The 12,899-nt window shown below is 65.4% G+C and carries 10 protein-coding genes; 6 read left to right on the top strand and 4 right to left on the bottom strand.

The window, feature by feature from the left end:
• Positions 1-65: 65 nt before the first annotated feature.
• Entirely contained in the window at positions 66-1,853 is a 1,788-nt protein-coding gene (locus E3T35_RS01935; RefSeq protein ID WP_166789800.1) for a protein kinase, read from the top strand.
• Positions 1,854-1,889: 36 nt separating this feature from the next.
• Here the strand turns inward: E3T35_RS01935 and E3T35_RS01930 are convergent, their stop codons facing one another.
• From E3T35_RS01930 to E3T35_RS01920, 3 genes are all read right to left on the bottom strand, one after another.
• Complete coding sequence (locus E3T35_RS01930; RefSeq protein WP_134377722.1) at positions 1,890-3,416, bottom strand: 2-oxo acid dehydrogenase subunit E2; 1,527 nt, start codon at positions 3,414-3,416, stop codon at positions 1,890-1,892.
• A 62-nt stretch (positions 3,417-3,478) separates the two neighbouring features.
• Positions 3,479-4,852: a dihydrolipoyl dehydrogenase gene (gene lpdA / locus E3T35_RS01925; RefSeq protein WP_134346908.1), complete on the bottom strand. Its 1,374-nt coding sequence runs from the start codon at positions 4,850-4,852 to the stop codon at positions 3,479-3,481.
• A gap of 100 nt (positions 4,853-4,952) precedes the next feature.
• Positions 4,953-6,446, bottom strand: coding sequence for a leucyl aminopeptidase (locus E3T35_RS01920; RefSeq protein WP_134346909.1), 1,494 nt, complete (start codon positions 6,444-6,446; stop codon positions 4,953-4,955).
• Positions 6,447-6,549: 103 nt separating this feature from the next.
• On the opposite strand from E3T35_RS01920, the gene E3T35_RS01915 reads away from it, so the two are divergent.
• The 5 genes from E3T35_RS01915 (at position 6,550) to E3T35_RS01895 (ending at position 12,438) form a co-directional block, all read left to right on the top strand.
• Entirely contained in the window at positions 6,550-7,473 is a 924-nt protein-coding gene (locus tag E3T35_RS01915) for a proteasome assembly chaperone family protein (RefSeq protein WP_134346910.1), read from the top strand.
• Between the two features lie 65 nt (positions 7,474-7,538).
• Positions 7,539-8,873, top strand: a complete 1,335-nt coding sequence (locus tag E3T35_RS01910; RefSeq protein WP_134377721.1) for a nitrate/nitrite transporter — start codon at positions 7,539-7,541, stop codon at positions 8,871-8,873.
• Positions 8,874-9,054: 181 nt separating this feature from the next.
• Positions 9,055-10,359 carry an RNA polymerase sigma factor gene (locus tag E3T35_RS01905; RefSeq protein WP_370449197.1) on the top strand — a complete coding sequence of 435 codons (1,305 nt, stop codon included), beginning with the start codon at positions 9,055-9,057 and terminating at the stop codon, positions 10,357-10,359.
• Positions 10,360-10,402: 43 nt separating this feature from the next.
• Positions 10,403-11,680 carry a MurT ligase domain-containing protein gene (locus E3T35_RS01900; RefSeq protein ID WP_134377720.1) on the top strand — a complete coding sequence of 426 codons (1,278 nt, stop codon included), beginning with the start codon at positions 10,403-10,405 and terminating at the stop codon, positions 11,678-11,680.
• Positions 11,677-12,438: a type 1 glutamine amidotransferase gene (locus E3T35_RS01895; protein WP_134377719.1), complete on the top strand. Its 762-nt coding sequence runs from the start codon at positions 11,677-11,679 to the stop codon at positions 12,436-12,438. The genes E3T35_RS01900 and E3T35_RS01895 overlap by 4 nt, the downstream gene beginning before the upstream one ends.
• Before the next feature lie 119 nt (positions 12,439-12,557).
• On the opposite strand, the gene E3T35_RS01890 is transcribed toward E3T35_RS01895, so the two are convergent.
• A complete protein-coding gene (locus E3T35_RS01890; protein ID WP_134346915.1) occupies positions 12,558-12,794 on the bottom strand; it encodes a hypothetical protein in 237 nt (78 codons plus the stop codon).
• Positions 12,795-12,899 lie beyond the last annotated feature (105 nt).

The following is a 12,899-nucleotide window of genomic DNA, read 5'->3' as shown; positions in this document are numbered from 1 at the left end:
GCCCGTTCTGCACGAGAGCGGGGGACCTGAGCGCTCTGGCCGGCCCAGCGGCCGATCATGGGCAGGTGAGACGACGCTCTGAACAACCTCCGACTTCGGCCGATGACACAGCAGGCCGCGACTCCCGTCCCGGCCAGCGCGCGGCATACCCTAAGGCCGACGGCGCTTCCGCCACGACAGAACCGGTGCACCCGGAGGGGATTGTCGCCGGACACCGCGTGATCCGTTTGCTGGGCGCCGGGGATCGAGCCGTGGTGTACCTGGGTCATTCCGGTGCGGCAAGCGCGGTGGCCCTCAAGGTCTTCCGCGCCGACACCGAGTCGACGAGCATCGAACTCGACATTGCCGTGCTGACCTCGGGGGCAGCGCCGGGACTCGTGCGCCTGCTCGACGTTGCGCAGCTCGGGGATGGTCGCATTTGTCTAGTCCTGGAACGACTCACCGGAGGATCCCTGGCCAGGTACTTGGTCGAACACCCTCGACTGTCTCCCGGCGAAGCCGTGACCCTGTTGGCACCGATCATCGTCGCCCTGCGCGCCATGCACACGGCCGGGTTCGCGCACGGGGCCATCAGCCAGGCGACAATTCTGCTGGATGCCAGCGGCCGGGCGGTGGTGAACGGTTTCGGTGCGGTCGCGCGGCTCACTGACATACCCAGGGAGCGGATGCGGCGGCTCCGCGCCGACTACGAACGCCTGGCTATCGTGATGGAAGCCCTCGTCGAGGCCGTCGATGTAACGGACACGCACCGCGCGAGCGGCGCGGCGCTCCTGCGGCGCTTTCGGGGCGCCATCGACCCGGCCGTTTCTCCGAAATCTTCAGACGGGGCAGCTGGCGCGGCAGGGGTCGGTTCGGTCCTCGGCACACTGGAGCATGACCTTTTCGATTGGGCCGACGCCGAACCGCTTGACGCCTTTCGCCTCACCCACCGATTGGAGGCCCAAGCACAGAACGTGAGCGCTGACGCGTTCGAGGCGGGGACTGGTCAGGTGAACGTGGTGCAACTCCGCCGCCACGAATTCGACGACGGATCCGATCACGGGTTCGACGACACGTCCAACGATGAGTTCACCGACACGATCGACGAGCTGTTCGACGACAGGTCGTTACCCGCGCGATTCGGCGACGGTGGCGATGCCTTCAGCAGTCTCATGGCTTGGGGCGCAGCCAGCCTGCGCCGGCTCCAGCCGCAGTCGCGTCCTGGTCGGTCGTTGGCGACCGTCGTTGATTCTGTGATCGACTCGCATCCGCTCAAGGCTGTGGCGCACGCCCTGCGCAAACGACTGTATGGGCACCACCGGCCGCTTTTGGTGGCAGCACTGGGCGGCGCGAGCATTCTCGTGCTCGCCCTGACCCTGTTCCCGGTATCGGGCCGTGCCGGTGACAGCGCGTTACCCGGCGCTTCGGGTGCCGACGGCACGTCGAGGAACAGTGCAGGGGCCACCGGCACTCCGGTCCCCGTACCAACGGTCGCGGACTCCGCGGATGCCGCTCGTGCGGCAGGCTTGGCGGCGATAGCGGGGGACGACCCGGTATCGGCCGTGCCGGTGCTCCTCGTGCGCCGGGCGGCGTGCCTGGTCGCTGCTTCCCTGGTCTGCCTGGTCGACGTGGATCAGACCGGCTCGGCCATTCTGGCCGCGGACAGCTATGATGCCCGCGAACGGCAGCAGGGCGGATCCGGCCGGGAGGTCGCCGACTACGCGCCCTACCTGCCGTCCCTGGCAGAACGGAGCGGTAACCTGGCCGTGGTCGTGTTGACTCCGGCGTCCGGGCAGCAAAAAAGCCAGCCGGCCTCGGTCCTGGTGGTCAAGGGCGAGGGCGGCTGGCGTCTTCGTGAGATCTTCGACTACTGAGGTGTCCCAGGCCGAAACTTCCGACAGCTCGTGCTGTTAGATTCCGAGGTTGCCCTCGAACGCACCGGCTTCGAGCCGCGCCTTCATCGTGGTGAGGAAGCGGGCTGCATCCGCTCCGTCGATGATGCGGTGGTCGTAGGACAGCGCGAGGTACACGCTGGAACGGATCGCGATCGAGTCGAGACCGTCGTTGGTGACAACGAGCGGTTTCTTGTACACGATGCCTGTGCCCAGAATGGCGCTCTGCGGCAGGAACACGACGGGCGTGTCGAACAGCGCGCCGCGCGAACCGGTGTTGGTCAGCGTGAACGTTCCGCCACTCAGTTCATCGGGCTTCAGCTTGTTGTCGCGGGTGCGAGCGGCGAGGTCGGCGATCTGGGCGGCGAAACCGGCCAAGTCGAGATCCCCGGCGTTACGCACAACGGGGGTCAGCAGGCCACGCTCGGTGTCAACGGCAATGCTGATGTTCTCCTGCGCCGGGTAGACAATCGTGTCGCCCTCGATCGTGGCGTTCACAATCGGGATGGCACGGAGGGCCTCAGCGGCAGCGAGGGCGAAGAACGGCAGGAAGGAGAGCTTGTTGCCGGTCTTCTCGGCGAAAGCGCCCTTGACCCGGTCGCGGAGCAGAGCGACGCGGGTGACGTCGACCTCGACCACGGTCGTGAGCTGAGCGGATGACTGCATCGAGATGACAGCACGCTCGGCGACGACCTTGCGCAGGCGCGACATCGGCTGGGTGGTGCCACGCAGCGGTGAGACCTCGACGACCGGTGCGGCAGCGCTCGTGCCGACGGCCGAGGCCGCCTGCACGATGTCTTCCTTGCGGATACGTCCGCCCACTCCGGTGCCGCTGATCGTCGCCAGGTCAACGCCGGCTTCGTTGGCGAGCTTGCGCACGATCGGCGTGACGTAGCCGCTGGTGCCGGCGTGTGAACCGCGTGCCGCGGGGGCGGCTGCGACGGGTGCGGGTGCTGCTGCCGGGGCTGCAGCGACCGGTTCTGGTTCTGCTGCAACGGGCGCTGGTGCAGCGACTGGTGCCGCGACGGGTGCGGGTGCTGCAACTGGTGCCGCGACGGGTGCGGGTGCTGCAACCGGTGCCGCAACGGGTGCGGGTGCTGCAACCGGTGCCGCAACGGGTGCGGGTGCTGCAACCGGTGCCGCAACGGGTGCGGGTGCTGCAACCGGTGCCGCAACGGGTGCGGGTGCTGCAACCGGCGCGGGTGCCTCGGCAACGGGCGCCTCAGCAACCGGCGCTTCTGCAGCCGGTGCCTCAGCGACCGGCGCTTCTGCAGCCGGTGCCTCAGCGACCGGTGCGGCCGCGCCGGATCCGTCGCCGATGGTGACCAGGGGGGTGCCGACCTCGACGGTCTCATCTTCCTGCACCAGGATGGCTTCAATAATGCCGGCGACCGGGGACGGGATTTCCGTGTCCACCTTGTCGGTCGATACCTCGAGCAACGGCTCGTCGACCTCCACGCGGTCGCCCACGTTCTTGAGCCAGCGGGTGACCGTGCCCTCTGTGACACTCTCTCCGAGTGCCGGGAGGCTGACGGATTCGCTCATGCGTATGTCTCCTTCAAAACCGTTTACTTATTTGAAAAATCAATGAAAATTGTGGAATCCGACTACATCGCGTGAAGCGGTTTGCCGGCAAGAGCCAGGAAGGCCTCACCCATCGCTTCGCTCTGCGTCGGGTGCGCGTGCAGGAACGGAGCGATGTCCTCCGGGTACGCTTCCCAGTTCACCACGAGCTGGCCTTCGCCGATGAGCTCGCCGACGCGAGCGCCGATCATGTGGATGCCCACGATGGGGCCATCCTTGACGCGCACCAACTTAACCGAACCGGCAGTTCCCAGAATCGAGCTCTTGCCGTTTCCGCCGAGGTTGTACTCGTAGGTGGAAATCTGGTCGGCACCGAACTTGTCGGCCGCCTTGGCTTCGCTGTAGCCGACGGAGGCAACCTCGGGGTCACAGTAGGTGACCTTGGGGATGTTCACGTCTTCGACGATGATCGGGTTCAGTCCGGCGATTTCTTCGGCGACGAAGATGCCCTGCTGGAAGCCACGGTGGGCGAGCTGCAGGCCGGGAACGATGTCGCCAACGGCGTACACGCCGGGGATGTTCGTGGCGAGGCGCTCGTCGGTGATGACGAACCCGCGGTCCATGGTGACGCCGACTTCGTCGAAGCCGAGGCCTGCGGTGACCGGTCCGCGGCCGACGGCCACGAGCAAGAGGTCGGCCTCGACGGTCGCACCGTTCTCGAGAGTGACCACGATGCCCGAATCGGACTGCGTGACACTCTGGAAGCGGATGCCGAGGGAATACTCGATACCGCGCTTGCGGAACGCACGCTCGAGTTGCTTAGAGATCGACTCTTCCTCGTTGGGCACGAGGTGCGGTAGAGCCTCGATGATTGTGACGTCGGCGCCGAAAGACTTCCAGACGCTCGCGAACTCGACGCCGATGACGCCGCCGCCGAGCACGGCGACCTTCTTGGGAACGTAGTCCAGGGCGAGAGCGGTTTCGCTCGTGATGACGCGGCCGCCGATCTCGAGCCCGGGCAGCGAGCGAGAGTAGGAGCCGGTAGCCAGAATGACGTTCTTGCCGACGATCATGTCTTCGCCGACCTGAACGGTCGTGGGGGAGACCAGGTGGCCTTCGCCCTCAATCACGGTAATTCCGCGAGCCTTTATCAGGCCCTGCAATCCCTTGTACTTGCTGGCCACGATGCCCTCGCGGAACGCGGTGACGGCAGCGATGTCAATGCCCTCGAACGCGGTCTTGACGCCGTATTTGGCGGCTTCACGGCTGAAATCGGCAACTTCAGCCGAGTGCAGGAGGGCCTTGGTCGGAATGCAACCGACGTGCAGGCAGGTGCCGCCGAGTTTGCCCTTCTCGATCAGACCAACGGTGAATCCCAGCTGCACGGCACGCAGCGCTGCTGCGTATCCACCGCTTCCGCCACCGAGAACGACAATGTCAAAATTCTGTTCCGACACTCAGCTACTCCCTCGCGCATTACGCTTTGTCACGACGGCCGACAGATTATGCTGCTCGGCCGCGTGGTTTGACAAGCTTTTTCTTGCCCCTACGACTGTACTACGGGCGTGAAAAGTCCTCGGCCAGTCGAATCAGCGCCCGAACGGACACCCCGGTCGGGCCGGCAGCGGTGAATCCCCAGCCCGTGCCGGAGTTCTCGGCCGGTCCGGCAATGTCGAGGTGAGCCCACGGAATGGTCTGGCCGGCCGCATCCGTTCCGATGAATTCTTTCAAAAAGACCCCGGCGAGCAGCATTCCGCCGGCCGAGCTGCCGATCTTCGCGTTGGCGATGTCAGCGACGTCCGAGTTGAGGGTGGCGCGCAATTCTTCCGGGAACGGCATCGGCCAGGCGTTCTCGCCGGCCGCAGCGCTGGCCGCGAGCACGTGTTGAACGAGAGCGTCATCGCCCATGGCGCCGAAATACCGGCTGCCCAGCGCGACGACCTGGGCCCCGGTCAGGGTCGCGACGTCGATGATGGCGTCCGGGTGTTCTTCGCCGGCTGCGACGAGGCCGTCGGCGAGTACCAGACGGCCCTCGGCATCCGTGTTGAGCACCTCGACGGTGCGGCCACCGCGCATGCGCAGCACGTCGTTGGGGCGGATAGCCGAGCCCGACGGCATGTTTTCGGCTATGCACATCCACGCGGTGATTCGCACCGGCAGCTGCAGCCGGGCCGCGGCGACGACCACGGCCAGAACGGTGGCGGCACCTGTCATGTCGTACTTCATGCCCACCATGGATGCCGGCGGCTTGAGCGAGAGTCCGCCGGTATCGAATGTGATGCCCTTGCCGACCAGGGCGAGGTGCTTGCCGGCTCCGCTCGGGGTGTAACTGAGTTTGACCAGGCGCGGCGGGCGGGTCGAGCCGGCTCCGACCCCGGCGATGCCGCCGAACCCGTCGGCAGCGAGCTGCTGCTCGTCCCAGACCGTCACCTCGAGCTGCAGTCCGCTGGCGGCCTCGATCGCCAGCTCGGCCAGCGCTGCCGGGTACAGGTCGAGCGGCGGCATATTCACCAGGTCCTTGACCAGGGCCATGGCCTCGGCGCTGACCTGGGCGCGGTCCACAGCGGATGCCGCCGGTGTCGTCGTGTGCACCACGACGTTTCGGGCCGGCAGTTTGGTGGCGGCCAGTGAGCTGTGGCGGTAGGCAGTGTAGGAGTAGCCACCGAGCGCGGCGCCCTCGAGCACGGCCTCGACCTGATCGGCGTCGCCAAGGGTAATGGCGAAGGCGACCGAGGTCGCGCCGGTCAGCTGCCGAACGGCAGACCCGGCCGCGTGGCGAAGGGCTGCGGTGCTGAGCACACGCCCCAGTCCGACGACGGCGATGCTGCGCGGACTGCCGACACTCGACACCAGACGCACGATCTCATCGCGTGCTCCGGTGGCGTTCAGGAGCGGCAGCTGAGCCGTCACCGACGCGATCAGGGCGTCACCGAGGGTGACGTCCGCGACTAGCTGCACCCCATCATCCGTTTGCAGCGCAGCGAGGATGAGAATGTCGGCGGGGGAGCCCAGCGCGGACTCGGTGGACAGGGACAGGGTGGGAACAGTCATAACTCGATGCTATCCGGGGCCGTCACCAGGCTGTTCGCTCTGGGCACGATGGTGAAAGCCCCAAAACACAGCACAAAGGTGCCCCTCGGATTAGAGTTAAGGAATGTCAGACCCCGAGGAGCTCTACGAACTCACCGCCGACGCCGCTGGCGTCCCGCAGGGGTTGCACCTGATTATGGGCCTGACCGGCTTCGCGGATGCCGGTGGTGCGGTAGCCCAGTTCACCGACTATCTGCTGACCACCCTGGATCACACCGTCGTCGCGTCGTTCGACACCGACACTCTGCTCGACTATCGGGCGCGGCGCCCGATCATCTACTTCGACCAGGATCATCTCACCAATTATCAGCCGCCGACGTTGCAGCTGTACCTGGCCCGCGATGAGATCGGGCAGCCGTTCCTGTTCTTGACCGGTTTCGAACCCGACTTCCGCTGGGAGCAGTTCACTGCCGCCGTGCTGCAGCTCGTCGACCGATTCACGGTCGCCGGGGCGACCTGGGTGCACGCCATCCCCATGCCCGTTCCGCACACCCGACCGATCGGTGTCACCGTCAGCGGCAACCGTTCCGATCTCATCGAGAACCGATCGGTCTGGCGGCCGCACACGCAGGTCGCGGCCAACGTTCTGCACCTCCTGGAGTTCCGCCTGCAGGAACGTGGCGCCTCCACGGTCGGCTACGTGCTGCTCATTCCGCACTACCTGGGTGACACCGAATTTCCGGCCGCAGCCCTCACCGCGCTAGAGAGCACGAGCGCGTCGACCGGATTGATCTTTCCGACCGATCGCCTGCGGGAAGCCAATCGAGAATTCGTGGCACGCATCGATGACCAGGTGCGGAACAACCCGGAGCTGGCCAAGCTGGTGGGCACACTGGAGCAGCGCTACGACGCCTACATGGAGGGAAGCCCGCTGCGGTCGCCGTTCACCGACGAAGATGGCGAGCTGCCGTCGGCCGATGAAATCGCCGCCGAACTCGAGAACTTCCTCGCCCTGCGGCGCAGCCGCGATGACGGTGCCGCCAGCTAACGCAGCTGGAAGTATCTGGTCGCCACGCCTGACCGGCTGGTCAGGAACGCGATAGGTTAGAGCGAGTGAACTCGCGTCGATCCACCCTGATCTTTATCATCGGGTCGTTCGCGTACCTGTCGGCCGTACTCCAGCGCACCTCGATGGGAATCGCCGGGGTAGCCGCCACGGAGAAATTCGGCGGCTCGGCCGCCATCCTCTCGAGCCTGGCCGTCGTGCAGCTCGTTGTCTACGCCGCCGCGCAAATTCCGGTCGGGGTGTTGATCGATCGGTACGGGCCGCGAGTGCTCATGATCACCGGAACGGCGCTCATGGTCATCGGCCAGGTGACATTGGCGCTGGCACCGGATATCTCGGTCGCCGTCATCGGCCGCATCCTGGTCGGCGCCGGAGACGCGACCATCTTCATCTCGATGATCCGCCTGATCAGCTCCTGGTTCAGCGGTCGCATCGTCCCCCTGCTGTCCCAGTGGATGGGCAACATCGGTCAACTCGGCCAGGTACTCTCCGCGGTGCCCCTGGCTTGGCTTCTCCACACCAGCGGCTGGAAACCCGCCTTCCTCTCGGCGGCATCCGTGGCCGTAATCGCCCTGATCGTGGTCATCATTTTCGTGCAGGACCGCCCCAGAGACGTCACCGAGCACGTGCGTGCCAACAGCCTTGGCATCGCGCTGACCCAGCTGCGACACAGTTTTCGGCGCCCGGGCACCCAGCTCGGATTCTGGTCGCACTACGTGACGCAGTCATCCGGCACCGTCTTCAGTCTGCTTTGGGGCTATCCCTTCATGGTCTTCGGCCTCGGCTACGAACCGGCGTTCGCCGCCGGAATGCTGACCGTGTTGGTCGGCGCCGGCCTCGTGTTCGGGCCGATCCTCGGCCTGCTGACCGCACGCTACCCACTGCGCCGCAGCAATATCGTGCTTGGTATCGTGACCGGCATCGAAATCGCGTGGGCGATCGTGCTGCTCTGGCCCGGCGTTCCACCGCTGTGGAGCATTGTGCTGCTGCTGGTCGTGCTCGGCATCGGCGGGCCGGGCTCGCTGATCGGCTTCGACTTCGCGCGCACCTTTAATCCGCAGCGCAGCCTGGGCTCGGCCAACGGCGTCGTCAACGTCGGTGGCTTCACCGCGAGCTTCGTCATGATGTATCTGATCGGGCTGCTGCTCGACCTGCAGAACGGATGGCGCGTGGCCGGGGGAGCAGCGAGCGACCTGTACGCGCTCGACGCATTTCGGGTGGCATTCACGGTGCAATACCTCGTCGTCGGAATCGGCATCGGTTTTCTCGTGCACGCCCGGCGGCGCACCAGACGCCAGCTCTCTCGCGACGAGGGAATAGAAGTCGCACCGATCTGGGTTGCACTATCACGCGCCTGGAAACGGCGTAACGAACGATCGTAGTACGTGTCGTGGCTTGTCGTCCAGACAAACCGTGCAATAATAATTTCTAGGACCCGTTCTGGTCCGGGGCACGCCGAAATCATTTCGGCGTGAGCATCCCGGGACTTGACATGGGTCCAAGTTCTGCCCAAAAACGCATCTGGCACCGTCACCGGTCGCACAGAAGCAGGTACGACTCCGCATGAGAGGTGTTCGAATGGCAACCACCGTCAAGACCGAGGTAACCGACGAGTCCGTCACGACTCCGGTAGTACCGCCGGTCAAGAAGACCGTCACCAAGGCTGCAGCCGCAAAGGCAGCAGCAGCCGAGGCCGCAGCGACGAAGAAGTCCGCGGCCGCCGGTTTGGCCGCCGAGAAGCCGGCCCCGAAGAAGCGCGCGACCAAGGCGAAGGTCGTCAAGAAAGACGACGAAGCCGACGTCGACGGTGGAGCGGACGCCGATGACGACGAGTCAGACGAGGACAGCACCAAGCGCACGGCATCGACCGAGCCGCTCCCCAGCGGCGCCCTCGTACTCTCCCTGGTCGACGATGACGACGAGGTCCCGGTCTATTCCAGCGCCATCACCGGCGCCACGGCCGACCCGGTCAAGGACTATCTCAAGCAGATCGGTAAGGTCGCCCTGCTGAACGCGGCCGAAGAGGTCGAACTCGCGATGCGCATCGAAGCCGGCCTGTTCGCCGAAGACAAGCTGTCGGAGATGACGGATGTCGAGAAGAAGAACGCGCTCGGCCGTGAGCTGCAGTGGGTTGCCAAGGACGGCGCCCGGGCCAAGAGCCACCTCCTCGGTGCCAACCTGCGGCTCGTCGTGTCGCTCGCCAAGCGCTACACCGGTCGTGGAATGCAGTTCCTCGACCTGATCCAGGAGGGCAACCTGGGCCTCATTCGTGCGGTCGAGAAATTCGACTACACCAAGGGCTTCAAATTCAGCACCTACGCCACCTGGTGGATTCGCCAGGCCATCACCCGGGCCATGGCCGACCAGGCTCGCACCATCCGTATTCCGGTGCACATGGTCGAGGTCATCAACAAGCTCGCCCGTGTGCAGCGCCAGATGCTGCAGGACCTCGGTCGCGAGCCCACCCCTGAAGAGCTCAGCCGCGAACTCGACATGACGCCCGAAAAAGTCGTCGAGGTTCAGAAGTACGGTCGCGAACCCATCTCGCTGCACACCCCGCTCGGTGAAGACGGCGACAGCGAATTCGGTGACCTCATCGAAGACACCGAAGCCGTCGTGCCCGCCGATGCCGTGGGTTTCACCATGCTGCAGAAGCAGCTGGAGAGCCTGCTCGACTCGCTGTCCGAACGTGAAGCCGGTGTGATTCGCATGCGCTTCGGCCTCGGCGACGGCATGCCGAAAACGCTCGACCAGATCGGCGACACCTTCGGGGTCACGCGCGAGCGCATCCGCCAGATCGAGTCCAAGACGATGGCCAAGCTTCGTCACCCGTCCCGGTCGCAGTCCCTGCGCGACTATCTCGAGTAAACGTGACAGTGACAGGTCCCACCCGGATTGCGTTGTGCGATTCGTGAGTTCCCTTCGGTACGCCCCCGCGATTCTCATCGGTCGGGCCGTTCGTGTGCTCGCGCGCTGGCGCAAACCGGGCGGTGGCTCGGCCATTCCCGGCGTCGTCGTCAACCGCATCGCCCCAAGCTTTTTGGCCGCGGCGCTGAACGGGTTTCCGCTCGGCCTGGTAATCGTGACCGGGTCCAGTGGCAAATCAACCACGACCAAGATGCTCGTCGCCGTTCTACGCGCGCACGGCCTGTCCGTGTTCACCAACCAGTCGACGGCCAACATCAGCCAGGGGCTGACCAGCGCCCTTCTGGAACAGGTCAGCCTGTCCGGCACGATTGCCGGCGACGTTGCCGTGCTTGAAATGGATGAGGGACACGGCGCGTTCATCGCCGGTTCGCTGACTCCGCGGGTCGTCGCCCTGACCAACGTCATGGTTGACCAGATCGACCGGTTCCACGACTCCGAAATGGTCGCCGCCCTGCTGGCGAAAATCGCTGCACGGGCTACGGAGTCGGTCGTACTCAACGCTGACGACAGCTACCTGGCCGATCTCGGTCACGATCTCGAACCCGGCGTTTCGGTAGCCCGCTACGGTGTAACCGCCGAGGTTCTCGCTCAGTATCCACGCGGACTCGGTTACGCCGACACCGCACCGATTCGCCTGCCGAACGGAACCGGGCTCCAGCTCACCCGGGTGGCCGGCCTGGACGCCGACGTGCAGTTTGCCACGGGCGTTCACAGCATCCGCTTGCCGGCTCGCGGCATCCACTACGCCGTCGACGCGCTGACCGCGCTGAGCACGGCCCAGTCGACTCTGGGCGTACGTTTTGATCCGGCCATCGCCTGCACGGCGCTGTCGGCCATGCCGGCCGTTTTCGGACGCGGCGAGGTCGTCACCGTTGGCGGCAAGACCGTTGAGTTTGTGCTCGTGCAAAACCCGTCGAGTTTTCAGCTCAACGTGGACAGTCTTGAACCGGGAACCGAGCAGATTCTGGTGATCATCGGCTCCGACGTGCGTGACCCGTCGTACTTCTGGCCGGTGGACACCTCCGGGCTCGGCCACGTACTCATCGCCTCCGGGCTCAAGGCGCACGACATCGCCCTGCAGCTGGCCTACGACGACGTCACCGTCGATCGCATCGAGCCCGATGTCCCGACCGCTCTCGACGCGTTCCTGGCCCTGCCCAATCCCGTCTCCGGGGTGAAAACCATCATCTTCTCCGCCGACGGAATGCGGCGCACCCGCGCGCACCTCGGCCTCGTCTCCAACTCTGAGGAGCCGGTATGACTGCCACTTCGCTGGACCGGCCGTTCACGGTCGTCTCGCTGCTGCCGCGCCTGCTGAACACGAACGGTGATGCCGGCAATGCGCGTGTGCTCGCGCAGCGCGTTCGGTGGAGCGGCCACGACGCGCGGGTGGTCGATGTGCATTCCCGGGCCGACCTGCCCGAGCACGTGGATGCCGTGTCGATCGGTTCGGGAACGGATGCTGCACTTCTGCCGGCCAGGAACGCCCTTCGTACCCTCGTGGAAGAACTGCGCCTCTGGTCCAATTCCGGCGTGCCCATCCTGGCCGTCGGCACCGGGTGGGAACTGCTGAGCTGGGGGAGCGACCTCCCCGACGGCAGCGTGCTGGAAGGACTCGGCCTCGTAGCCGGCCACGCCGTGCCACGCGCCGCACGCGCTACCGACGACATCATCGTCGCCTCAAAATACGGGCGGCTAATCGGGTTCGAAAACCATGCCCGCGACTACGTCGGTGCTGAAGCCAGCCCGCTCGGCCGGGTGCTTTACGGCACCGGCAACGCGGATGCTCCGGCGAGCGGACCTCAGATTGAGGGACTGACCATGGGTGAGGTGTTCTGCACCCACCTGCACGGGCCCGTTCTTGCTCGCAATCCCGCACTCGCCGACCACCTGCTGCAGGCAGCCTTTAGGCGCCACGATCTCGAATATGCGCGCGGCGCGACGGCCGAGTCCGTCGATGACACCGCGCGGACGGCCCGCAACCAAGTTGCCGTGCGGCTGGGCCAGAACGCCGAATAGGGGCTGCGGACTGAGCGCGGTTCCGTAGACCGAAAAGTCGCAGGGACGAAAAAACCGCGCCGGCGGCTGGCCTTAGCCAGCCGCCGGCGCGGCATCCGTTTTGAATGCTTACCAGCCCGCTAGGAGCGCTGGTCTTCGAGCAGACGGCTCGATTCGTCATGCCAGCTTTCGGCAATGGTTGCCAGCTTCTCCTGGTGCTTGCGGCCGTGGTGCGCGCAGAACAGCAGCTCACTGTTTTTCACGACGACACGGATGTAAGCCTGGGCACCGCACGCGTCGCAGCGGTCGGCTGCGGTGAGCTGGTGGGGGGTGCCCTGGTTGTCTACAGCACCATTTTCGGTGGCTATCTGGGACATATTCTCCTCCTCCAGACTGAATTACATGAACCCTCTTATCTAATGTAAACACGCCGCAGGGCCAATGACGAGATGATTGGCCGGTATTTCGCTCACCGCGTAGAC

The sequence above is a fragment of the Cryobacterium sp. TMT1-2-2 genome, from assembly GCF_004403505.1.
Taxonomy (GTDB): domain Bacteria; phylum Actinomycetota; class Actinomycetes; order Actinomycetales; family Microbacteriaceae; genus Cryobacterium; species Cryobacterium flavum.
This window is presented reverse-complemented; position numbering and strand designations above follow the sequence as displayed.